The sequence below is a fragment of the Brevibacillus sp. M2.1A genome (genome assembly GCF_013284355.2).
Classification (GTDB): domain Bacteria; phylum Bacillota; class Bacilli; order Brevibacillales; family Brevibacillaceae; genus Brevibacillus.
On sequence record NZ_JABSUY020000001.1, the window covers coordinates 1,862,840 to 1,886,538 of the forward strand.

A 23,699-nucleotide genomic window follows, 5' to 3' on the forward strand; every position below is an offset into this window, starting at 1 on the left:
AAAGGGGAGGGGCCTTATGAGCGGCAAATTGTTTGTGATCGGGTTTGGTCCAGGAAGTTTTGAGCATATCACCAAGCGGGCGCGGGAAGCCCTGCAGGAGTCCGATGTCATTATCGGCTATTCCACCTACGTAGACTTGATCCGCGGACTTTTGACGAATCAGCAAATCGTCAGCACAGGGATGACGGAAGAAGTGGCGCGTGCACGAGAAGCCGTGCGTCAGGCGGAAGAGGAAGGCAAAAAGGTAGCGGTCATTTCCAGTGGAGACTCAGGAGTTTACGGGATGGCAGGTCTCGTATACGAAGTGTTGGTGGAAAAAGGCTGGACAGAAGCTACCGGCGTACCCATCGAAATCGTACCGGGCATCTCGGCGATCAATTCCTGTGGAGCGATCCTCGGTGCGCCTATCATGCACGATGCATGTACGATCAGTCTGAGCGATCACTTGACGCCGTGGGAACTGATTGCCAAACGAATTGACGCAGCAGGGATGGCTGACTTTGTGATCGCGTTGTACAACCCGCGCAGCGGACGACGCACACGCCAGATCGTCGAAGCGCAACGCATTCTTTTGCAGTACCGCTCACCAGATACGCCGGTCGGTATCGTGAAAAGTGCTTATCGCGAACGTGAAACGGTTGTCGTGACGACACTGGCACAAATGCTGGAGCATGATATCGGCATGTTGACCACCGTGATTATCGGAAATACATCGACGTTTGTATACGACGGCAAAATGATTACGCCGCGCGGTTATCAGCGCAAATATACGCTGTCTGCCGATGAGCAGCCACTGAAGCCGCATCAGCGTCTGCGTGTAGAAAATGAGCCTTGGTCGCTCGAGGCCACCGAGGAGAGCCTAGCGTCAGCTCCGGCAGCACCAGCAACATCGAAGGAAGAAAGACCAGTAGCTGTGACCGAGGACAGCGTAACGGCTACAGAACCAGCAAATCGTGCAGCAACAAGCACGGCAGTACTGGAAGCGCCTCCTGTAACAGAAGAAGCCGCACCAAAAGCTCCATTCGCATGGGCCATGGAGGCGTTGACGGCTATCAATGCGGCGAAAGGTATTGAAACCAAGCCAGCTGCAGGCCAAGTCCACCGTCCGGTATCTACCTTTACGCCGGAGATGATTTTCGAATGCGCGGTAAGTCCGGGCGTTGCCAACAAAAAAATCACGCCGCTGCAAATGATGGCGATTGCCGAAGTGGCTGGCGAAAAAGGCGAGATCGAATACACCCCACACCACCAAATGATTTTGCGCGTGCCGACTGCCAACCCTGAAAGCATTACTAGCCGCTTGCGAGAGCTTGGGTTGATTCTCAGTCCGATTGGAGATGTTTTGCAGGTAAAGGCGTGTGATTTCTGCGACGGCGAGAAAAAAGACAGCATCCCTTATGCCGACGAACTGCATCAAAAGCTGGGTGGAAAAGAAATGCCGAAGGAACTGAAGATCGGCTTCAACGGCTGCGGGATGGCGTGCTACGGCGCGGTTCAAGAGGATATCGGAATCGTATTCCGCAAAGGAAAGTTCGATTTATTCCTGGGAGCCAAAACGGTAGGACGCAATGCACACTCCGGTATTCCGGTAGCAGAAGGCATCGAAAAAGAAGAGATTGTTCCACTCGTGGAGCGAATCGTGAACCGATTCAAAAAAGAAGCATTTCCGAATGAGCGGTTCCACAAGTTTTTCCAACGTGTAGGTGAGCTGGAGGGCTTTGCATGGTACGAGCCAGCAAAAGCTGAAATCGAGAATGCTGCATGCGGAGATTAATGCAAGAACACATGTAAAAACGAGGGGGACATAAAATGGACGCAGTATTATTTGTAGGTCATGGAAGCAAAGACCCGGAAGGCAATGAAGAGATTCGCCAGTTTGTGGCGACGCTAACACCGGATTTGGATGTACCGATAATCGAGACGTGCTTTCTGGAGTTTGCCCGTCCTGACATGCTGCAAGGCTTGAATACCTGCGTGGCGCGGGGTGCAACCCGCGTGGCGGTGATTCCAATCATCCTGTTCTCTGCCGGACATGCAAAAATTCATATTCCTGCTGCCATCGACGAGGCGAAGGAGCTGCACCCACACGTTCAATTCATCTATGGACGCCCGATCGGCATTCACGACGAAGTCATCAATATTTTGACCGCTCGCATGGAAGAGGCAGGCTTTGCCTCCGGAGAAGACCACGATGACCTGGCTGTACTTGTAATCGGACGCGGTAGCAGCGATGCAGATGCCAATAGCGATATTTACAAAATGTCCCGACTGTTCTGGGAGCGCTATAAAGCCAAGTGGGTAGAGACCGCCTTCATGGGCGTGACATATCCGTTGTACGATGAGGGCGTGGAGCGTTGCTTGAAGCTGGGGGCGAAGCGCATCGTTCTCTTGCCGTACTTCCTGTTCACGGGTGTGTTGATCAAACGGATGAGCGACCAGCTGGAGAAGTTCCGCGAGCAATATCCAGAAGCCCAGTTCGAAATGGCCGAGTATTTTGGCTTCCATCCGTTGTTGAAGGAAGTGCTCAAGGATCGTGTGGAGGAAGCGTTGCACGGTGAAGTGAAGCTGAACTGTGATACCTGTCAGTACAGGCTCGCAGCGATGGAGCACATCGACCATCACCATCACCACCACGATGACGAGCATGGACATCATCATCACCATGGTCACCACCACCATCATCATCACGACCACGATCACGACCATGACCACGACCACGATCACGATCACAAGCACAAGCACGACCACGTTACCAAGTAGGAGGGAGACAGCATGATTCTGGTACTGGCTGGAACGAGCGACGCGCGCGAGTTGGCTCTGCAAATCAAGGACAAGGGCTACGAGCTGTTGACGACGGTCGTCACGGACAATGCTGCGAAAAGTATGGAGGAGGCAGGCGTGCCTGTTCAGGTCGGACGACTGACTGCAGACGATATTCAGCAGCTGATCCAAGACAGAGCCGTCCAATGCGTGATCGACGCGAGTCATCCCTTCGCAGAGGAAGCCTCCAAAAACGCCATGGCAGGAGCACAGGGCGCAGGAGTTCCCTACATTCGTTACGAGCGGGAAAGCATCTCCTCACCGGGCAGTGAGAAGCTGATTGTGGTAGAAGACTACGTCCAGGCGGCTGAGCTGGCGGCAGAAAAGCGGGGCGTCATCATGCTGACGACGGGCAGCAAAACGCTGAAAACGTTCACGGATCGGCTTCTGGGCTTGCCTGACACGACCTTGGTAGCACGCATGCTGCCGCGTCTTGACAATATGCAGAAATGCGAAGAGCTGGGTGTCGAGCAAAAAAACATTGTCGCGATGCAAGGTCCTTTTTCCAAGGATCTGAACAAAGCGCTCTACGATCATTATGGTGTCACGCTGATGATCACCAAAGAGAGCGGCAAGGTAGGCGCTTTTGATGAAAAGGTGGAAGCGGCACTGGAAATGGGCATCGAAACCATCGTCATCGGTCGTCCAAAGATCGATTATGGAACGAAGTTTTCGGATTACGCCAGCGTGCTGGGCGAACTCAAACAAGTGACTGGAGGAAACTAACCATGGATTTCAAAACGGAATTTAAACCGATGACCGTACAACCGCAAGAGATTGAGGACTTGAGCTTTCAAATCATTACAGATGAGTTGGGCGAGCATTCTTTTACAGAAGAACAATATCCGGTAGTACAACGTGTCATCCACGCATCCGCAGACTTTGACCTCGGACGCAGCCTTGTTTTCCACCCGGACGCAGTAAAGTCGGGAATCGAAGCGATCCGCAGCGGCAAAATCGTCGTAGCAGATGTACAGATGGTGCAAGTCGGCATCAGCAAAAACCGCATTGAAAAATTCGGCGGACAAGTGAAGGTGTACATCTCCGACCGCGATGTAATGGAAGAGGCGAAGCGTCTGAACACGACCCGTGCGATCATTTCCATGCGCAAAGCGATCAAGGAAGCGGATGGCGGAATCTTTTGCATCGGAAACGCACCGACTGCACTCCTGGAGCTGATCCGCATGGTGAAGGAAGGCGAAGCAAAGCCAGGTCTGGTCATCGGGATGCCAGTTGGCTTCGTATCTGCGGCAGAATCCAAGGAAGAGCTGGCGAAGCTCGATATCCCGTTCATTACGAACATGGGACGCAAAGGTGGAAGTCCAGTAACGGTAGCAGCATTGAATGCCATTTCGATCATGGCGGAACGGTTGGGCTAAGCAGATGGCAGCCAAAGCAGCAACGGACGAAAAAGAGGCAAAACCCCTCCGCCACGGATATACGACTGGATCATGTGCAACGGCGACGACCAAGGCTGCTTTGATCGCGCTGATTACTCAGGAAGAGCAGAGCCAAGCGACGATTCGCCTGCCAATCGGCGAGGATGTCACCTTTCAGTTGGAGAGCTGTGAGTTTTCCTTGGAGAGGGCGACAGCAAGCACGATCAAGGACGGGGGAGACGATCCGGACGCGACACACGGTGCCCTTATCCTCTCTACTGTGGAATGGTCGGATCAGCCTGGCATTATTTTGGATGGCGGACTCGGCGTGGGACGGGTGACCAAACCAGGGTTGCCCGTTCCGATTGGCGAGGCAGCGATCAATCCCGTCCCGCGCAAAATGATCAGGGAAACCGCGCAGGCAGTGCTGGATGAGTACGGGACCCAGCGCGGGATCAAAATCGTCATCTCTGTGCCTGCAGGCGAGGAAATCGCCAAAAAAACATTGAATGGACGACTCGGCATACTCGGCGGCATCTCCATTTTGGGGACGCGTGGAATCGTGGTGCCGTTTTCCACTTCTGCCTACAAGGCGAGTGTGGCGCAAGCGGTCAACGTCGCCAAGGAAGCCGGCTGCGATCATATTGTGCTGTCGACGGGCGGAAAGAGTGAATCCTACGGGGTCGCTACTTATCCAGAGCTGTCGGAAGAAGCATTCGTAGAAATGGGCGATTTCGTCGGCTTTTCTCTCAAGCAGTGCAAAAACAAGGGTATGCGCAAAGTGACCTTGGTCGGGATGATGGGCAAGTTTTCCAAGGTAGCGCAAGGCGTCATGATGGTTCATTCCAAAAGCGCACCCGTCGATTTCGGCTTCCTCGCCCAAATGGCGGCAGATGCAGGAGCTTCTCAGGAGCGTATTGACGAAATTTTGGGAGCCAACACCGCTTCGCAGGTAGGCGATATGATGGTGGACACGCCCGCCTTTTTCGAGATCATGTGCGAAAACTGCTGTCGCGCTGCATTAAAAGAAGTGGGCGGCGGCATCGAGGTCGAAACCATCATCATCACAATGAAAGGGTCCCTGTTGGGAAGGGTGACGATCAATGACACAGGCGATGAAAGTAATTGGAATCGGGGATGATGGACAGCAGAGCCTGCTGCCGTTGTACCGGACTTGGATAGAAGAAAGTGAACTGTTGGTTGGAGGAGAGCGACACCTCAGTTTTTTCCCGGAGTATACAGGGGAAAAGCGTGTACTAAAGGGCGGACTGACCGCGATGGTAGAAGAGCTACGCACCGAGACGCGCAAGACGGTCATTCTGGCGTCAGGCGACCCGCTCTTTTACGGGATTGGCGGCTTGCTTTCCAAAAAGCTGAACGTGGAGATCTACCCGCACCTCAGCTCCATCCAGCTCGCTTTTGCCAAAATGGGCGAAGCATGGCAGGATGCGACATTGGCTAGTGTGCACGGACGTAGTATCAAAGGTCTGGCACAGCGGATAGACGGGAAGGATAAGGTCGCACTGTTGACGGATCGGGAGAACTCGCCAGCAGCGATCGCCAAGTACCTCCTTTCGTTTCAGATGACCGAGTACGATGCGTTCGTGGCGGAGAATCTGGGCAGTGCGGAAGAGCGGACAGGCTGGTATTCCCTTGAGGAAATGGCAGATGGTATCTTTTCTGATCTGAATGTCGTGATTTTGAAAAAACGCCGTCCAAGCCCGGTATGGCCGTTTGGAATTGCAGACGAGGAGTTTTCCCAGCGCAAGCCGGACAAGGGACTCATTACGAAAAAAGAAGTGCGCATTTTAAGCATCGCGCAGCTGCAATTGCATGCGAAAAGTATCGTCTGGGACATCGGCACCTGCACAGGCTCTGTCGCCATTGAAGCGGCACGGATTGCGCGTGAGGGTGCAGTGTACGGCGTAGAGAAGAACGTGGATGATCTGGAAAACTGCCGCCAGAACATGGCGAAGTTTCGCACGGATTTGACAGTGATTAACGCTCGTGCCCCACATGGCTTGGATGAGTTCCCGGACCCGGATGCCGTATTTATTGGCGGCAGTGGCGGAGAATTGCGAGAGCTGTTGAATATCTGCTGCACACGACTGCGTCCGAAAGGCCGGATTGTGGTGAACGCGGCGACTATTGAGACATTGTACGAAGCGACACAAGCATTCGCGCAGGAAGGATTCGAGACATCGGTGACACTGGCACAGCTATCGCGCAGCAAGCCGATTTTGTCCCTGACGCGCTTTGAAGCATTGAATCCGATCTACATCATTACGGCCTGGGCCAAGCAGGCAGAAGAACTAGGAGGAGACAGCAAGTGACCAAGATCGGAACATTGTACGGACTGGGAGTAGGTCCCGGCGACCCTGAATTGATTACCGTCAAGGCATTTCGTCTATTACAGCAATCACCAGTGGTTGCGTACCCGAAAAAACGGATGGGCAGCAAAAGCTACGCGCATCAAATCGCTGAGCTGTATGTGCAGTCTCCAGACAAGGAAATGCTCGGACTCGTATTCCCGATGACGCGGGACAAAGAAATTTTGGAACGCGAGTGGAACAACACGGTAGAGATCGTCTGGGAGCGTCTGTCTGAAGGCAAAGACGTCGCTTTTGTAACAGAAGGCGATCCGATGTTTTACAGCACGTTCATCCACATGATGCGCGTTATGCATGAGGAGCACCCGGAAGTGCCAATCGTAACCGTACCAGGCGTCTCTTCGTTTTTGGGAGCTGCGTCCCGCTTCAATCTGCCGCTGGCGGATGGCGACGAGCAGATCGGCATCATCCCGGCAATAGAAGACAAGGAAGCCATGCGCAAAGCGCTGGAGAACCACGATACCGTCGTATTCTTGAAGGTAGCAAAAGTACTGCCAATGATCATTGGCTTGCTGAAAGAAATGGGGCTGGCTGAAAAGGCAGCAGTAGCGACCAAGGTCACTTCCTCCGAGGAAATGGTTTGGACCGATATGCGTGAACTGGAGCGGGCAGAGCTCAGCTATCTTACACTGATGGTGGTGAAAAAGTAATGAAACTGTACATAGTGGGAGCGGGTCCTGGTGACCCCGAATTGATTACGGTAAAAGGCTTAAAGCTGCTGCAAAAGGCAGACGTCATTATGTATACCGACTCTCTCGTGAACGAGGATTTGGTTGCGCTCGGCAATCCGAATGCAGAAGTACTGCAAAGCTCGGGGATGGCACTGGAAGAAATGGTAGAACAATTGGTAGAACGGATTAGCAGTGGAAAAACAGTTGTACGTCTGCATACAGGTGATCCGTCCATTTATGGCGCGATCATGGAACAGATCGCCCTGTTAAAAGAAAAAGGCATCGAGGTAGAAATCGTTCCAGGTGTGAGCTCTGTATTTGCGGCAGCGGCAGCAGTAGGAGCCGAGTTGACGATTCCTGATCTGACACAAACGATCATCCTTACCCGTGCGGAGGGTCGCACACCAGTGCCTGAAAGAGAAAAGCTGCGTGCGCTCGCTGAGCATCATTGCACGTTGGCTCTGTACCTTAGCGCGACGTTGACGAAAAAAGTAGTCCGCGAGCTGGTCGATGCAGGCTGGAGCGAGGATACGCCAGTAGCAGTCGTACAACGTGCAAGCTGGCCGGATCAATTGATCGTTCGCACCACGCTGAAAAATTTGGACGAAGACATGGGCAAAAACGGCATTCGCAAGCACGCGATGATTTTGGCTGGCTGGGCATTGGACCCGAACATCCACGACAAGAGCGAGCAATACCGTTCCAAGCTGTACGATAAAACATTTACACACGGGTTCAGAAAAGGTGTGAAGGAATAATGAAGATCATCGAACTGATCGAGGGAGAAATCCCTGTTATCGAGCAGCGCGGAGACTATGCCATTGTCGCAATCACGAAGCACGGGGTAGAGATGGCCCGAGATCTGGCACAGAAATTTCCTGGGACAGACCTGTACTACATGAGCAAGTTCGAACGCGGAGATGAGGAAGCGCGCGGCATCCAGCTGTTTTCCAACAGTGTGCGGATGCTGTTTCCCGCTCTCTGGCCTGCTTATAAAGGTTTGATCATCATTATTTCACTGGGTGCGGTTATTCGGATGATCGCACCTTTGCTCGAAGACAAAAAGAAAGACCCGGGTGTCGTCGTCGTCGATGACCGTGGGGAGAATGTCATCAGTGTGCTGTCCGGCCATTTGGGCGGTGCCAATGAGCTGGCTCGCGAGGTAGCGGCAGTCATGGGTGCTCGTCCGATTATCACCACAGCATCGGATGTACAAAAGACCATTCCCGTCGATCTATTCGGTAGACGTTTTGGCTGGGAGTGGGATTCCGCTGATAAGCTGACTCCTGTCAGTGCTTCCGTTGTTAACGAGGAGCGTGTAGCCGTCATCAATGAATCCGGTGAACGCGACTGGTGGATGCATGACACCCCAATGCCACCGTCCATCAAGGAATACGCGACAATCGCTGAGGCCAAAGCCGATCAGCCGCAAGCTGCTCTAGTCGTTTCTCATCGCCTGCTCACACCGGAGGAACAATCGATTTTGGACAATGGCGTCCTTTATCGTCCGAAGGTAATCGTGCTCGGGATGGGCTGCAACCGGGGAACCTCCGCAGAGGAGATCGAAGCAGTCATCAAGGAAACGCTGGATGAACTGCAATTTTCGATCAAAAGTGTAAAAGCACTGGTGACCATCGAGCTGAAAAAGGATGAAGCGGGTCTCATCGCCGTTTGCGAAAAATACGGCTGGCCGTTCGTCTGGTATTCGCCTGAAGAATTAAACAAGGTCGAAATCAGCGATCCGTCTGATACCGTCTTCAAGTTCACGGGAGCGTACGGAGTGAGTGAGCCTGCCGCGAAGCTGTACGCTGGCGTGGGCGAACTCGTTTTGACCAAGAAGAAGTCGGGCAACACTACCATTTCGGTCGGATTGATTCCCTATCACGAGGAGGAGCGCGCATGACGGACAGCCGCCGTATTGTGATTGCCGGAACAGGCAGCGGAGCGGGCAAGACAACCGTTACCATCGGACTGATGGCTGCTCTGAAAAGAAAAGGGCATACCGTTCAGGGCTTCAAGTGTGGTCCTGACTATATCGATCCTACGTATCATACGGCTGTGACCGGCAGAGCTTCGCGCAATCTGGACAGCTTTATGCTAGAGCACGAGATCGTGAAGGAGATTTTTGTCCGCGGCAGCGAGGGTGCAGACATCTCGATTATCGAGGGTGTCATGGGCATGTACGATGGCAAGGAAGCGACCAGCGATAAAGGCAGCACCGCAGAAATCAGCATTCTGACTGGCTCTCCGGTTCTGCTGGTGGTCAATTGTCAGAGCATGGCGCGTAGTGCGGCTGCGATTGTCAAAGGCTTTCAACTGCTTAATCCACAGGCGAGAATCGTCGGTGTCATCGCGAACAAGGTCGGCAGTGAAGGGCATCACAAAATCGTGAAGGCAGCGATCGAGCAGGAGTGTGGGATTCCGGTCGTGGGCTACCTGAAACGGGAGAACGAGCTGGAAATACCGGAACGTCATCTCGGGTTGGTGCCATCTGTCGAACGTGGAGAGTTGACTCCCTTGTTTGAAAAGCTGGCTGATCTGATTGCGGAGACAGTCGATTTGGAGCAAATCTGGGAGTTGGCAAAGGCAGAGCCGCTGCAAGCCAAACCTACGTTGTTTGCTCCGCGAGAAGCGTCTGCCACTGTCACCATTGCTGTAGCGAAGGACCCTGCTTTTCATTTTTACTATCCGGAAAATTTGGAGCTGCTCGAAGCATATGGCGCGAAGCTCGCGTTCTTTTCCCCACTGGCCGGTGAGGGAGTGCCTGAGGACGCAGATGGCTTGTACATCGGGGGAGGCTTCCCGGAGGAATTTGCAGCAGAGCTATCGCAAAATGAAGCGGTGAAACAATCGATCCGATCAGCGATCACAAAAGGCTTGCCTACCTTGGCTGAGTGCGGCGGCTACATGTTTTTGACAGAGGCGATCGTCACAACCGATGGCGACAGCTATCCAATGGTGGGGCTCATCTCAGGCAAGGTGACCATGCAGAAAAAGCTCGCAGCGCTTGGCTATCGGGAAGTGCGCGGCAAGGAAGGCAATTTCTTGCTCGGTACCGAAGAACAGGCAAAAGGGCATGAATTTCACTACTCTACGTATGCTTCGGATCAAGAGCTGCCAGCAGCATATGAGACGAAAGGGCTTCGCGGTACGAAGCCGGAGGGCTATGCCCAAGATAATCTGGTCGCAGGCTATACTCACTTGCATTTCGGCTCCAACCCCAAACTGGTTGAGCGTTGGCTGAACCGATGCGCGGAGGTGGCCGCTCGTGCCTAAATCCCTCCCGTTGATGGTGCAAGGTACCAGCTCGGATGCAGGAAAAAGTGCGATTGCAACAGCGCTTTGCCGTATTTTTGCCCAAGATGGCTACAAGACAGCTCCGTTCAAATCGCAAAATATGGCCCTGAATTCCTACGTGACGCTGGATGGAAAAGAAATCGGGCGGGCGCAGGGCGTTCAGGCAGAGGCAGCGGGAATTCTGGCGACGACTGACATGAACCCCATTTTGATCAAGCCGACACGAGATTCTGAATCGCAAATTGTCGTCAACGGCGAGCCATACGGCAACATGAAAGCTTTTGCCTATCGAACGGAATTTTATGACGAGGGCTTGCGGATCATTGAGGAAGCGTATCAACGACTCGCCAGCTCCTATGAGCGGATCGTCATTGAAGGGGCTGGCAGTCCGGCAGAGGTCAATCTGAATGACCGCGAGCTCGTCAATATGCGAGTCGCTCGTCTCACGAACGCGCCCGTCATTTTGGTGGCAGACATCGAGCGCGGGGGTGTGTTTGCCAGCTTGGTCGGTACTCTCCAACTGCTTGAACCCGAAGACCGGGATCGCGTGATCGGCGTCATCATCAATCGTTTTCGCGGTGATTTGACACTTTTGCAGCCGGGACTCGACTGGTTCGAAGAATATACGGGCAAACCTGTTCTTGGTGTCGTGCCATTTATTCCAGACTTGTGGATCGATGCAGAGGATTCGCTGATTTTGCACCGTTATCAAGGTCAGCGTGAGACGCCGCGGGAGATTGACATTGCGGTTTTGCGCTACCCGCGAATTTCCAACTTTACAGACGTGGACCCGTTTTTTGTAGAGCCGGATTGCCGGATGCGCTTTGTGACACGTTTGGAAGAGCTGGGGGAACCTGACCTGATTGTCCTGCCGGGCAGCAAGAATACAATCGAGGATATGCATTTCTTACGAGAGACGGGTCTTGCTGCGGCGGTCAAAGACCTTCATCATAAAGGGAAGACGTATATCGTCGGTTTGTGCGGCGGCTATCAAATGCTGGGAGAAGCCATTCATGATCCGGCTGGGGTCGAGTCTCCGTTGCAGCAGCTTGATGGGCTGGGTCTCATCCCGATGATCACGACGATGGAGCAGAAGAAAACGACCGTTTTGTCCCGTGGGGAAGCAGTATTTGCGAAGGAAAAGCTGACGGTGGAAGGCTACGAGATTCACATGGGGCAATCCGCTTATTCGCGCAATGATTTTCCTTTTATCCAGATGGAGGGGCGTACGGAGGGCTATTGTCAGGAGGAGCGGCAGTTGATCGGTACGTATTTTCATGGGCTGTTCCACAATGACCACTTCCGCACGCTGTTGCTGAATGCCATCCGTGAGCAAAAAGGACTCTCACCCATTACGGATCGCCCATCTTTTGTCGCTCTACGAGAGCAGGGGTACGATCTGTTGGCGGATACTGTTCGTCGCCATGTGAGGTTGGATACGATCGAAGAGTACATGAAGGCTTTTCAAGAAAAAGAGGTGCAAATATAATGGCAGTCATTTATCCGGCGATTGAGCCACGAAATCAGGAAGCAAGTGAGCAAACGAGACAGCATGTGGATCAGTTGACCAAGCCGCTTGGCAGCCTTGGACGCCTGGAGCAATTGGCTATTGAGCTGGCTGGGATGACAGGTGAGACGATGCCTGTTGTAACCCCGCCGGGCGTGCTTGTTTTTGCGGCCGATCACGGTGTGGCACGGGAAGGTGTCTCTGCCTATCCGCAGGAAGTGACAGCGCAGATGGTGCTGAATATGATTCATGGCGGAGCTGGAGTCAACGTCTTTGCCAGACAAATCGGAGCCATTCAAAAAATCGTCGATGTCGGTGTAGCGGTCGAGATCGAAGCACCGGGTGTTTACAACAAGCGAATCAGAGCAGGCTCGGGCAATATGCTGAAAGAACCAGCAATGACCGCAGACGAAGCGCAGCGCTCCATCGCAGTTGGCCTCGAGATGGCGGAAGCGATGATCGGGGAAGGCGCCAAAGTCCTGATCGTCGGTGAAGTGGGCATTGGCAACACGACAGCCAGCAGTGCGATCCTGTCAGCATTAACCGGAGCTGATCCTGAGCAAATCGTCGGACGAGGAACAGGGCTGGATGACGCGGGCTGGCAGCGTAAAAAGGCAGTTGTTCGTGAAGCACTTGCCCTGCATCGCCCGGATGCAACTAATCCGTTGGACGTTTTGGCAAAAGTCGGCGGACTGGAAATCGGAGCAATGGCTGGTGCGATCATGGGAGCAGCCTCTCGCCGTGTCCCTGTGCTGCTGGACGGCTTTATCGCTACGGTAGCGGCTTTGCTTGCTGTTCGAATGGAGCCACTCGTTGCTGATTACTTGATCGCGGGTCACCGTTCTGAGGAGCCGGGGCATGATTTTGTCCTGCAAGCATTAGGCAAGGAGCCACTGCTCAGCCTGAAATTGCGACTGGGCGAAGGAAGCGGAGCAACATTGGCGTTTCCAATCGTGGAAGCGGCGACACGGATGGTCCGTGAGATGGCGACATTTGCATCAGCAGGGGTAAGTGACCGATGAGCGGCGCGGGGAAAGTCTATCTCGTAGGAGCTGGCCCTGGCGATCCAAAGCTGATTACCGTAAAAGGAATGGAATGCCTGCAAAAGGCAGAGGTGGTTGTGTATGATCGTCTGGCAAATCCAGCCCTGCTGGAGTACGCGCCACAGACGGCAGAACGCATCTACTGCGGCAAGCTGCCGGATCATCACACGATGAGACAGGAATCGATTAACGAACTGTTAGCGGAAAAAGCGCTGGAAGGAAAAGTCGTCGTACGGCTAAAAGGGGGCGATCCTTGTGTGTTTGGACGTGCCGGAGAAGAAGCGCAGCATTTGGCTGAGCGAGGAATTGCCTTTGAAATCGTCCCGGGAGTAACAGCTGGAATTGCAGCCTCGGCGTACGCGGGTATTCCGGTGACACACCGCGATCACGGCTCTTCATTCGCTGTCGTGACGGGACATTTGCGCGAAGACAAGCCGGAGCTGGCGGTAGAAAAATGGAGTGCTCTCGCAAATGGTATCGACACGGTTGCCTTTTACATGGGAGTAGCCAATCTGCCGTTGATCCGCACCCAATTAATCAAGCACGGACGCGATCCACATACGCCAGTCTCTGTCATCTCTTGGGGAACACTCCCGCAGCAAGCAGTGGTAACGGGTACCCTGGTTGATATTGAGGAACGTTTGGCCCAAAACAGTCACATCACGAATCCAGCTATCATTCTGGTCGGTGATGTCGTGAAGATGCGTGAGAAAATCAACTGGTTTGAAGCTACGCTTGGAATGGGGCAAGTGCAATAATAGGAAAACGAGGGGGGAAACGTTGATGACGCACTATGCCATGATGGTCAATCTACAAAACAAGCGTTGCCTAGTGGTCGGTGGCGGGCAGGTAGCCGAGCGGAAAATCGGCAGTCTGCTTGCTGCTGGTGCGGATGTCACCGTTGTGAGTCCCTCCTGTACGGCAACCATCCTCGAGTGGGCACATGCTAGGAAGCTGATGGTAGCACAGCGCCCCTTTACCCCACAGGACGTAGAGCAGGTGGTTCTCATCATCGCGGCGACGAGTGATCCCACCGTCAATCTGGCTGTATACGAAGCGTGCCGTCCGCATCAGTGGATCAATATCGTTGATCGCCCAGACCTCTGTTCCTTTACCGTTCCATCTGTCGTTGTACGTGGAGACCTGCAGATTGCTATCTCTACGGGTGGGAACAACCCGGGTCTGGCAAAGAAAATGCGCCGTCAGCTCGAAGAATGGGTGGGACCAGAATACGAGGACTACACGCTTTTTCTCGGCAGCATGAGAAGACAAGTACTCTCGCTGGCGGCAAGCGAGGCGGATAAACGGGCAATCTTGGCAGAGCTTTTGGACGACCGCTTTTTACAGTGGACCAAAAATGGCGAAACCGACCGAAGAGATCGGGAGGCCGCAGCACTGCTTACCATGACAAGAGAGTAGATCAACGCAAAAAATTGGATGGCTCCCACTAAGCGACTTGGTGGGAGCTTTTTTCTACTTCTTTCGCCAGATCATTTCCAAATGCCTCCCGACCACTTCAAAGCCGAGCTTTCTGTACATTTCCTGCGGCGTATCATCTGCATAGGTCGTCAGGTACATATGGGTGGCGCCGAGCTTTTTGGCGTCCTGCATCATGACCCGAATGATTTCCGTGCCGAACCCTCTACGTTGCCAGGCATCCAGTATAAAAAATTCCTCCATACGAACAAGCTCGTTGTAAAGATGCCATTCACATGCACCGACTGGCTCCTGATCGACAAAGCACACATACGGAATGATCTCGCCTTTTTTATAAATTTCTCTTTTCCGGTTCGCTTTACGTACAGCAAAATCAGGATTGATCATAACGGAATCATAAGCAGTAAGGCAGCGTATGCCTGCTTCCATGATGTCAGTTGAATCCCCTCGTAAAACGGAGCATTGTGGATTCGGCGCCAGTTTATCGGCAACATCCAGTGGAGCAAGCATGTACAGCATCGTATTTACTTCAAACCCAAGCTGGGAAGCAAAAGACACTAACTCTTCTGAAAAAGGTAGCGACGGGTGCAGTTCCAGCTTCAAGTGGCCGAGGTGCTGCTCTTTGGCATGTTGTAGCTCTTGCTCGATGTAAGCTTGTATCCAGTCTTGAGTGGGAACCGACATCAGTTCTGTATAATTATGGCTATACATGTCCGGGACCGATTCATCGCGATATACGCGCACTTGTGGATGCTCCGTTCGCGTAGAAAAAGCAAGGGCATAGCGCTCCTGCAAAGTAAAAATATTCGTGAGCATTCCTTTATTCCCCATTTCCTGATATGGTGATAGTTGTTTGAATACTTGTCTTCTCAGAGTAAGCCATTTTCCTAAAGGAGGAAACGAAAATGTCGGATGCTTTTCAAATGGGCCCCTTTTTGTTGAAAATGAGCATGCTGGCGGTCATTGTTTCACTTTCGCTCGGCTTTGTGGCTATATCCGCTCAGCTTAAACATAGCAGAGAAATGAAATCAGCGGTTATTGAGCTGTTGAGTAATGCACTGTTGCTGGCATTTCTCGTTTGGAAGTTCAGCTACGTCCTGTTTCATTTTTCGAAGGCAGTGGAGAATCCCTCATCGATTCTTTATTTTTCCGGGGGAGAAACCGGAGCCATCCTGGCAGTCGTGGCAGTTGTCGTCTACCTCACCAAGACGGTACGCAAAAAAGCGATTCCTGTTCATTTCGTTGCCTTGGGAATGGCGACAGGTTTTCTTGCTGCAACTGGTGTTTACCAACTGCTCACGGTCCTGTTGGAACAGAGCAGCATGTGGTATCACCTACAGCAGGTCGTCATATGCGTCCTCTTTCTTTGGTGGCTGCATCGGGCAAAGGAAGGACTCATTCATCTGGCGGCTTGGCTTGCACCCGTGATGTGGTTTGCGATTAGCCAAGTCTATGTGCACTTTTTTATTCCGAATCGAGAAGCTGTGTTTGCAGGACTTTCTGGCGAACAGCTCATGTACTATGCATTCGCTCTCTTGCTGCTCTTTTTGTCCAGACGAGTGAAGCCGATAGGGGGAACGACTGATGAAGAAGCATCATAATGTTTGGGCGATTCTCGTACTCTTGGGGCTTTTGGGATGGGGTATTTTTGATGCGGAAATCTTGAACAGGCAGGAACCCATCGCTTCATCTGGCGAGCAAGGCAACGGGCAGATTGGAATAGAAAAAGGAAATACCGCTCCAGATTTTGAACTGCAGCAGATAGGTGGCGGTACAGTCAAGCTGTCCGATTTACGGGGGAAAAAAGTCATTCTCAATCTATGGGCGACGTGGTGTCCTCCTTGCCGCGCAGAAATGCCGGACATGCAGCGTTACTACGAAGAGAACAAGGAAAAAGGCGTTGTTATTCTCGGGGTCAATCTGACCGATACGGAGACGAGCCCGGAAGTGGTGGCGGATTTCGTGAAGTTGTATGGCATCACCTTTCCGATTTTGCTCGATCCCGATAAAGAAGTAGCGAATGTGTACAAAGCCATTTCGATTCCGACCAGCTACATTATTGATTCGAACGGCGTGGTCCAGAACAAATACATCGGCCCGATGAGTGAAGAAATCATGGAAAACATGTTGTCTGCGATCAAATAGAAAACCGACAGCAGTCATATCTGCTGTCGGTAGTCATGTCTTTCCTATTATCCAGCGTCTGCTTTGTTTGCTGGTTCCTTGACGGATGTCTTTCGATCCAGACGAAACACAGCATTGAGCAGCTTGTATATATGCTTGGATTCCTTGGTCAGCAATGGTCCTAAAATGGCGAGAATCAAAACGTAAAGAGCCGCAAATGGTTGCAAAATTTCCATGAGTGCGCCCGCTTTTCCGAGATTAGCCATGATGATGGAGAACTCACCGCGAGATACGATGGTCAGTCCAATATTGGTAGAAGCCTTCGGAGGCAATCCGGCACTTCGCCCAGCCAAAAGTCCGGCGACGACGTTACCGAAAAGGGTGAGGGCGACGGCACCAATGGACAACCATACGGCTCCACCTAATGACAATGGATCAATTGTCAAACCGAAGCTGAAGAAGAACATGGCTCCGAAGAAGTCACGAAATGGCAGGATGAGATGCTCGATGCGCTTCATGTGTTGTGTTTCTGCCAAAACGAGACCTACGAGCAGTGCTCCGATGGCTTCGGCAACATGGATCGTTTCGGAAAAACCCGCAATCAGAAACAGAGCGGCAAACACCGTAATCATAAACACTTCGTTTGATTTGATGTTCAATGCCCGATTCAGGAAAGGAACGAGCTTGCGGCCTACGATAATGAGGAAGAGCATGTAGCCAAGTGCAATCAATGCGGATGAGAGGACGCCAGCAAGGGAAGTTGCACCGCTTAACACCAAGCCAGATACGATTGAGATATAGACGGCCAAGAATATGTCTTCGAACATGATGATCCCCAAGATCATCTCTGTTTCGCGATTTGCTGTACGTTTGAGATCCACCAGTACTTTTGCCACAATGGCACTGGAGGAAATAGTGGTAATGCCTGCGATAATCAAAACTTCTTTGAGTGGAAATCCAGCAGCCCAACCAAACAAGAGGCCGAGGGTAAAGTTGATGACAATGTAAATGGTACCGCCAACGGCAATAGATCGACCAGCCTTGATCAGGCGGCCTACTGAAAATTCAAGTCCGAGGTAAAACAACAGGAAGAGTACGCCAATTCTGCCCATAAATTCGATGAGCGGGGCGCTTTCAATAAAGCGGAGATCAAACAAGCCGATGTCGGGAGCGTGTGGACCCACGATCATCCCGACGAGAATGTAGAAGGGTACGATGGAGAATTTTAACTTCATGGAGAGGAACCCCGCCATTGCTATGAGTGCGAGGGCAAGACCGACTTCAAAAACGATGTGCTCCAATATCACTCACCTCCGTTGCTGAGAATAGTCTTGAGAGCCTTCACCTGCTTCCGTTCACCTGCAACGACCAACGTAGATCCTGTACAAAGGACATACTCGGGGCCGGGATTAATCGTTTGATTATGGTCTTTTTCGATAACGGCGATGATAGTAGCGCCAGTTTCTTGACGAATGTTGAGCTCCCCAATCGTCTTGCCAATGGCAGGAGCGTTCGATTCAATCTTGTACCATTCGATCATGAGTTTGTCTAACGCAACCTCGACTGTTTCCAGTGCAGATGGTTTGTACGTCAAACCGCCTACGATGGCAGCAATTTGTCTCGCCTCATCATCGTCAAGGGTAACCATGGAGATTGTTTCGTCTATATCATCACGGTCAAAGTGATACATTTCCCGGCGGCCATCATCGTGAATGACGATAACCAGCTTGTCGCCACTTCTGGTTTCGACCTGGTACTTCCTGCCGATCCCTGGCAAATCGGATTCTCTAATCGAGAACATGTAAGATCCTCCTTCACGCAAGACACTGTATTGGCATAGATATCGGCTCTTTTTTCCCAGTGAGCAACAAGTCGTCAATAATTATTTGGAATTATATCCATTCCGGTGATATTTTAGTAATAATCCCCCCTGTTGTGCGGATTATTGTCGACATTCATACCTACAACAACTATTATACACGAAATGACATGATTTTTCTTTGAAATGAAACATTTTTATTAAAAAATGACACACTTATAAACGTACAGGAATATCAACTTTCCTCTAAAGCGAAGTCGCTCCTCCATGAGCCGGCTTCGAAAGAGGTTATTTTAAGGATGATGAAACATGGCGAACAAACAGTATCGATTAACAGAAGCGGAATGGGTCTTTATTCAAGACATGCGGTCCATGGAGATGGATGAGCTATTGGACATCGTGATCGCATTGCGCAATGAGGTAAGGGAGTTGGAGAAAAAGGCGGAGCTGATCAGAGAGCGCGAGAAAGAGGGCTGGCAGGAGGAGTATCAGGCAGCACAGAAGCGAATTAATCACCTGCGCCAATTTGAGGTGGAGCTTCGTAAAACATGGCCAAATGACTAAAGCAAAAAGAGGTTCTCTCGGGAATAGGAGAACCTCTTTTTTATCTGGACTAGGCCATAATCGGTTTTGCCTCTGACTCGTTGTCCGTCTCGCTGGCAGTTTCATCTGTTTGCTGGACGCGTCCCGGATGGAACTCATTCTCATGCTTGGCTATGACCACGGTAGCTACGCCATTTCCGATCAGATTCGTGATGGCACGAGCTTCTGACATGAATCGATCGACGCCGAGCAAGAGGGCAATGCCTTCGACCGGAATGACAGGGAAGGCTGCCAAGGTAGCGGCGAGTGTAATGAAACCAGAACCTGTGACACCGGCAGCCCCTTTTGACGTAATCATCAGAATTCCTAAAAGAGTGACCTGTTCCCAAAAGCTGAGCTCGATGCCATATGCCTGGGCGATAAAAATGGCGGCCATAGATAAATAGATCGAGGTGCCATCCAGGTTAAACGAGTAGCCCGTCGGTACGACCAGACCGACAACGGATTTGGAGCAGCCGTACTTCTCCAGCCGATCCATCATTCTTGGAAGAGCGGACTCTGAGGAGGATGTTCCGAGCACGAGCAGGATTTCCTCCCGAATGTATTTGATAAACGAGAAGATGCTGAATTTGTAGTAGCGCGCGATCCCGCCCAGGACGAGAATAATGAACAAAAACATTGTGATGTAGACAGCCGTCATCAAAAGGCCCAGTCTGGTCAGCGACCCGATGCCGAATTTCCCAATCGTGTACGCCATCGCGCCAAATGCAGCTACTGGCGAGACCTTCATGATCATATTGACGACACCAAAAAATCCGTGTGTCAGCTTGTCAAACAGCTTGATGACAGGCTGGGACGCTTGCCCCATGGCAGCGAGTGAGAGACCAAACAGGACAGCGAAGAACAGAATAGGCAACAGCTCGCCATTTGCCATCGCCCCGACGACATTTTCCGGGATGATCTTCACAATAAAATCGATAAAACCGTTGTTACTCTGAGCAGCAGCCTCCGTGTACTTGGAAACGTCCCCGCTGGTCAGTCCCGTTTTGTCAAAGCCTACCCCAGGCTTGATCAGGTTGACCACGAGCAGTCCGATGGCCAATGCGATTGTGGTAACGATTTCAAAATAGAGCAGCGCTTTGCCGCCGATCTTACCGACCTTTTTCATGTCTCCCATACTGGCGATTCCATTCACCACGGTGAAGAAGACAATCGGTGGAATGACCATTTTGATCAGTTTGACAAAAATATCGGCCAACACCTTCAGCTCTGCGCCGAATTTGGGTGCAAAATGACCAACTAAAATACCGAGGATGATGGCTATAACGACCTGTACGGTCAGATTTTTAAAGTTGATCCGCATCGAATCACTCCTCCTCCAAGAATTGAAAGCGCTTTATCCCTCTCTTTTGCATTGTATAAATGGTGTGGAAAATTGAAAATGATACGGTCATATTGGTTGTTTTGGTCCTTTTGGTCATAGAAAACCCCTCAAATTGGAAAGGAAAAAATCAATTGTTGACATACTCTCGACACGAACGATAGGTAAAGTAAGAGATGTACATAGTGACACGAAAGAAACAGACAACCGGGAGAATGGAGGATTTTCTATGTTCAAGAAGCAATATCTGGCGATTGCCTCAGCGTTGATTCTGTCTACCACACTTATTCCGACGAGCTCTCAAGCGGCTACTGGAACGAAGAATCTGCAAGCTAAGTACAACAACATTAAAGTTATCTATAACGGTGCAGCTGTTCCAACAACAATCGAACCATTCATCGTAAACGGAACCACGTACATTCCACTTCGCATGATGGCTGGCGTATTCAGCAAGGATGTAGCATGGGATGGCGCGAAGTACACCATCACAGTAAAAGACTTGCCTAACTCCCAACACGCAAACGAGTTAGCTGCACGTGATGCTCAAATCAGAAGTCTGCAAAACACCATCGATAGCCTGAACAAAGAGATCTCTGATTTGAAAAACAGCAAGAAGAATAACAGTAGCAAAGACGATGACGATCTGGACGATCTGGAAGACGATCTGAATAACTACTACGATGACTACAAAGATATCGAGTGGAAGATCTCTCTGAGTGGCGACGAAGATGATATCGATGTAGAAATCCAAGTTGACCGTGAAGAATTCGAAGATGAATATGAGGATCTGGATGAATCTGATTTCGAAGAACTCGTGGAAAAAGTAGTGGAAGATATTTGGGATGAGTTCGAAGATGCAGATATTGACGGTGAAATTGTCGATGAGGATGACGATAACCTGTATGATTTCTCCGCTGACGCTAGCGATGGAGATATCACTTTCGAAGGTGACGTTATCAACTAACTTCCCGCAAAGTGGGGACGTTTCTCACAAAAAAAGCCTTGCTCCTTTTCACAGGATGCAAGGCTTTTTTCCTATTTTCCAAAAACATCAAAGCCAAATTTTAATACAAGGTTGTAAACTGATAGAATAGAAGTACGTAGATGATTAGAGAGACCATGCGAGAGAATTCTCGAATAGGAATGATCATATGTCTGTAAATCAGGTAGGGAAGATATGAAAAGCATTTTGTTGGTAGAAGATGAACTGGTGATATCGCGCGTGCTGAAGGCTTACTTGCAAAAGGAAGGGTATGAGGTCTTGCAAGCGAACGATGGAATCAAGGCGATGGAGCTTTTTGACGAAAAAAAGCCGGATCTGGTTCTGTTGGATGTCATGCTCCCTGAACGCAACGGTTGGGAGATTCTCCAGTACATTCGCGAAAAGAGCTCCTGTCCAGTCATTATGATGACGGCGCTCGGTCAAACAGACCAAAAGCTCAAAGGACTCAATCAAGGGGCAGATGACTACATAACGAAGCCTTTTGTCGCGGATGAAGTAATTGCACGAGTCAATGCGGTGCTGCGCCGCTCTGTTATTTTGGTGAAAGATCAGGAAACCCGACTATTTGGAAGCTTAAAAATAAACTTTCAGTCCCATCACGTGACGCTGCACGGTCTCGAACTGACGTTTCACCCGCGCGATTTGTCCTTGCTGCTTTTTCTGGCACAAAATCCGAATCAGACCTTTACCCGAGAGCAATTGATCGAACAAGTATGGGGAATGGACTATGGCGGGAGTGACCGTGCTGTAGACCTGGCGATCAAGCGGGTCAGAAAGACACTGGAGAATTGGCCAGTTCAGGAAGGCGAGATCAAGACGCAAAGAGGGGTTGGGTATCAATTCTGTGTTTATAAAAAACAATGAGCCCGTATCGCTGCTGCGCTATTGGACCACACGCTATCTACTCACCCTCGTGATCGGATTGCTCATCATTGGGGCTGTCTCTGCCTATTGGATCAAGTACGCCGCGATTGAAAAGCAGATCGAGGTCACGCGACTGTTTGCAGAGGAAGTGGCTGATCGGGTCGTCGATGATGTTGGAAATATTTTGGTGGGGGAAAAACTTCATCAGGTATTGGATAATCGGCGAAAGTTTATGGGTGTGGATCGCAATTTGATTTTATTCATTGAAGATGTAAAAGGAAAGGTCGTATACAGTCGGCCAACCAAGCTTCCGCCTCCATTGCAGCAGGCAGCACCTGAGTTGTTGGAGCAGGCAGATAAGCGGGATAAAGTGAGGCATCCGTCAGGTGAGACCCTGTATGTAATCAGGAAAAATCTGGAGTTCAATGACCAAATCATTGGCAAGGTGATCTTGCTTTTCCCCGAAACAGATATCAAGGTAGGGAAAGAGGAAATCCAATATTTGGTCATCATGCTGGGGAGTTTGGGTGTGCTTGGCTGGGCGGTTATTTATTTTCATGCGCGGAAGCTGTCTGAACCGATTCAAAATGTGGTGATGTCCGCACGACAGATCGTAGAAGGAAACTACGACGTCTTGCTCAATAAAACGATCAAGGAAAAAGAAATTCACGAGCTGGTGCATACATTTGCGGAAATGGCCGACCGTCTTCGGCAGTTGGAAAGCATGCGAACAGAGCTTTTGGCTGGAGTGACACACGAGCTGAAAACCCCCGTTACGTCGATTAGCGGATTAATCCAGGCAATTAACGACGAGGTGGTTTCCGGTGAGGAGCAGAAGGAGTTTTTGGAAATCTGTCTGAAGGAAACAAAGCGCCTGCAAAAAATGGTAGAGGATTTGCTAGACTTCAATTCATTTGCCGTAGGAGCGATCACTGTTTGTCAGGAAGAGCAAAACGTGAACAAGCTGATCCGCGAGATCGCCTCACAATGGCAGATTGTCCACGACCTCGGTCACGTCACGTTTACCGTTAGGGTTCTGGAAAAGCAGACAATGATCTATGTCGATCCGGGCCGTGTCCAGCAAATCTTGATTAACCTATTGAACAACGCGAAACAGGCTGTTGGCGAGAAGGGGAACATAGCGCTCACTCTCTACAAAACGGATACAGATTTACGAATCGACGTCAAAGACGATGGACCAGGAATACCCGCAAAGGAACAGCCTCTTGTGTTTGAGCGTTTCTTCCGGGGCAGCAATAAAAAAGACAAAGTACGTGGACTTGGGTTGGGGTTGTCCTATTCTCGCATGATGGCGAAGGCGCTTGGCGGTGATCTCCTCCTCGCAAAGAGCACGTCAGAGGGATCGGTTTTTACGCTCATTTTGCCTATGCGCAAGGACCAGAGCGAGGAGATTGCTTGAG

The 23,699-nt window shown here is 51.1% G+C and carries 24 protein-coding genes; 20 read left to right on the forward strand and 4 right to left on the reverse strand.

Features of this window, described 5'->3' with window-relative positions; genetic code table 11:
* The first annotated feature begins 16 nt into the window (after positions 1 to 16).
* From cobJ to HP567_RS09330, 14 genes are read left to right on the forward strand one after another with little or no spacing between them, the layout of a single operon-like run.
* A complete protein-coding gene (gene cobJ, locus HP567_RS09265; RefSeq protein ID WP_173608971.1) occupies positions 17 to 1,774 on the forward strand; it encodes a precorrin-3B C(17)-methyltransferase in 1,758 nt (585 codons plus the stop codon).
* Positions 1,775 to 1,809: 35 nt separating this feature from the next.
* Positions 1,810 to 2,760 carry a sirohydrochlorin chelatase gene (locus tag HP567_RS09270; RefSeq protein WP_173608970.1) on the forward strand — a complete coding sequence of 317 codons (951 nt, stop codon included), beginning with the start codon at positions 1,810 to 1,812 and terminating at the stop codon, positions 2,758 to 2,760.
* Between the two features lie 12 nt (positions 2,761 to 2,772).
* On the forward strand, positions 2,773 to 3,546 hold the full coding sequence (gene cobK, locus HP567_RS09275) for a precorrin-6A reductase (RefSeq protein ID WP_173608969.1): 774 nt from the start codon (positions 2,773 to 2,775) through the stop codon (positions 3,544 to 3,546).
* A gap of 2 nt (positions 3,547 to 3,548) precedes the next feature.
* A complete protein-coding gene (locus HP567_RS09280) occupies positions 3,549 to 4,199 on the forward strand; it encodes a precorrin-8X methylmutase (RefSeq protein ID WP_106655678.1) in 651 nt (216 codons plus the stop codon).
* A 4-nt stretch (positions 4,200 to 4,203) separates the two neighbouring features.
* Positions 4,204 to 5,340: a cobalt-precorrin-5B (C(1))-methyltransferase gene (locus tag HP567_RS09285; RefSeq protein ID WP_173609145.1), complete on the forward strand. Its 1,137-nt coding sequence runs from the start codon at positions 4,204 to 4,206 to the stop codon at positions 5,338 to 5,340.
* Entirely contained in the window at positions 5,303 to 6,532 is a 1,230-nt protein-coding gene (gene cbiE / locus HP567_RS09290; RefSeq protein WP_173608968.1) for a precorrin-6y C5,15-methyltransferase (decarboxylating) subunit CbiE, read from the forward strand. The genes HP567_RS09285 and cbiE overlap by 38 nt, the downstream gene beginning before the upstream one ends.
* A complete protein-coding gene (cobI, locus tag HP567_RS09295) occupies positions 6,529 to 7,239 on the forward strand; it encodes a precorrin-2 C(20)-methyltransferase (RefSeq protein WP_173608967.1) in 711 nt (236 codons plus the stop codon). Before cbiE ends, cobI begins: the two co-directional genes overlap by 4 nt.
* Complete coding sequence (gene cobM, locus HP567_RS09300; protein ID WP_173608966.1) at positions 7,239 to 8,018, forward strand: precorrin-4 C(11)-methyltransferase; 780 nt, start codon at positions 7,239 to 7,241, stop codon at positions 8,016 to 8,018. Before cobI ends, cobM begins: the two co-directional genes overlap by 1 nt.
* Positions 8,018 to 9,163: a cobalt-precorrin 5A hydrolase gene (locus HP567_RS09305; RefSeq protein WP_173608965.1), complete on the forward strand. Its 1,146-nt coding sequence runs from the start codon at positions 8,018 to 8,020 to the stop codon at positions 9,161 to 9,163. The genes cobM and HP567_RS09305 overlap by 1 nt, the downstream gene beginning before the upstream one ends.
* On the forward strand, positions 9,160 to 10,536 hold the full coding sequence (locus tag HP567_RS09310; protein WP_173608964.1) for a cobyrinate a,c-diamide synthase: 1,377 nt from the start codon (positions 9,160 to 9,162) through the stop codon (positions 10,534 to 10,536). Before HP567_RS09305 ends, HP567_RS09310 begins: the two co-directional genes overlap by 4 nt.
* On the forward strand, positions 10,529 to 12,046 hold the full coding sequence (locus HP567_RS09315; RefSeq protein WP_173608963.1) for a cobyric acid synthase: 1,518 nt from the start codon (positions 10,529 to 10,531) through the stop codon (positions 12,044 to 12,046). Before HP567_RS09310 ends, HP567_RS09315 begins: the two co-directional genes overlap by 8 nt.
* Positions 12,046 to 13,086, forward strand: coding sequence for a nicotinate-nucleotide--dimethylbenzimidazole phosphoribosyltransferase (cobT, locus tag HP567_RS09320; RefSeq protein ID WP_173608962.1), 1,041 nt, complete (start codon positions 12,046 to 12,048; stop codon positions 13,084 to 13,086). Before HP567_RS09315 ends, cobT begins: the two co-directional genes overlap by 1 nt.
* On the forward strand, positions 13,083 to 13,865 hold the full coding sequence (gene cobA / locus HP567_RS09325; protein WP_173608961.1) for a uroporphyrinogen-III C-methyltransferase: 783 nt from the start codon (positions 13,083 to 13,085) through the stop codon (positions 13,863 to 13,865). Before cobT ends, cobA begins: the two co-directional genes overlap by 4 nt.
* Before the next feature lie 25 nt (positions 13,866 to 13,890).
* Positions 13,891 to 14,526, forward strand: a complete 636-nt coding sequence (locus tag HP567_RS09330; RefSeq protein WP_173608960.1) for a precorrin-2 dehydrogenase/sirohydrochlorin ferrochelatase family protein — start codon at positions 13,891 to 13,893, stop codon at positions 14,524 to 14,526.
* A gap of 54 nt (positions 14,527 to 14,580) precedes the next feature.
* Here HP567_RS09330 and HP567_RS09335 read toward each other — a convergent pair whose 3' ends face one another.
* Positions 14,581 to 15,360, reverse strand: a complete 780-nt coding sequence (locus HP567_RS09335) for a GNAT family N-acetyltransferase (RefSeq protein WP_173608959.1) — start codon at positions 15,358 to 15,360, stop codon at positions 14,581 to 14,583.
* A gap of 89 nt (positions 15,361 to 15,449) precedes the next feature.
* On the opposite strand from HP567_RS09335, the gene HP567_RS09340 reads away from it, so the two are divergent.
* Complete coding sequence (locus HP567_RS09340) at positions 15,450 to 16,145, forward strand: hypothetical protein (protein ID WP_173608958.1); 696 nt, start codon at positions 15,450 to 15,452, stop codon at positions 16,143 to 16,145.
* Positions 16,129 to 16,689 carry a peroxiredoxin family protein gene (locus tag HP567_RS09345; protein ID WP_173608957.1) on the forward strand — a complete coding sequence of 187 codons (561 nt, stop codon included), beginning with the start codon at positions 16,129 to 16,131 and terminating at the stop codon, positions 16,687 to 16,689. The genes HP567_RS09340 and HP567_RS09345 overlap by 17 nt, the downstream gene beginning before the upstream one ends.
* A gap of 47 nt (positions 16,690 to 16,736) precedes the next feature.
* Here the strand turns inward: HP567_RS09345 and HP567_RS09350 are convergent, their stop codons facing one another.
* A complete protein-coding gene (locus tag HP567_RS09350) occupies positions 16,737 to 17,969 on the reverse strand; it encodes a cation:proton antiporter (protein ID WP_173608956.1) in 1,233 nt (410 codons plus the stop codon).
* Between the two features lie 2 nt (positions 17,970 to 17,971).
* Complete coding sequence (locus tag HP567_RS09355) at positions 17,972 to 18,469, reverse strand: cation:proton antiporter regulatory subunit (protein WP_173608955.1); 498 nt, start codon at positions 18,467 to 18,469, stop codon at positions 17,972 to 17,974.
* Positions 18,470 to 18,796: 327 nt separating this feature from the next.
* On the opposite strand from HP567_RS09355, the gene HP567_RS09360 reads away from it, so the two are divergent.
* Positions 18,797 to 19,051: a hypothetical protein gene (locus HP567_RS09360; RefSeq protein WP_173608954.1), complete on the forward strand. Its 255-nt coding sequence runs from the start codon at positions 18,797 to 18,799 to the stop codon at positions 19,049 to 19,051.
* Positions 19,052 to 19,100: 49 nt separating this feature from the next.
* Here the strand turns inward: HP567_RS09360 and HP567_RS09365 are convergent, their stop codons facing one another.
* Positions 19,101 to 20,393, reverse strand: a complete 1,293-nt coding sequence (locus HP567_RS09365; RefSeq protein WP_173608953.1) for a dicarboxylate/amino acid:cation symporter — start codon at positions 20,391 to 20,393, stop codon at positions 19,101 to 19,103.
* 247 nt (positions 20,394 to 20,640) lie between these two features.
* Here HP567_RS09365 and HP567_RS09370 point away from each other — a divergent pair, with 247 nt between their 5' ends.
* The 3 genes from HP567_RS09370 to HP567_RS09380 all read left to right on the forward strand — a co-directional run bounded on the left by HP567_RS09370 (position 20,641) and on the right by HP567_RS09380 (position 23,698).
* Complete coding sequence (locus HP567_RS09370; RefSeq protein WP_173608952.1) at positions 20,641 to 21,375, forward strand: stalk domain-containing protein; 735 nt, start codon at positions 20,641 to 20,643, stop codon at positions 21,373 to 21,375.
* Between the two features lie 213 nt (positions 21,376 to 21,588).
* Complete coding sequence (locus HP567_RS09375) at positions 21,589 to 22,278, forward strand: response regulator transcription factor (RefSeq protein ID WP_173608951.1); 690 nt, start codon at positions 21,589 to 21,591, stop codon at positions 22,276 to 22,278.
* The gene (locus HP567_RS09380; protein ID WP_173608950.1) at positions 22,244 to 23,698 is read left to right on the forward strand and encodes a HAMP domain-containing sensor histidine kinase; all 1,455 of its coding nucleotides are present in this window, start codon (positions 22,244 to 22,246) and stop codon (positions 23,696 to 23,698) included. The genes HP567_RS09375 and HP567_RS09380 overlap by 35 nt, the downstream gene beginning before the upstream one ends.
* Position 23,699: the final 1 nt, after the last annotated feature.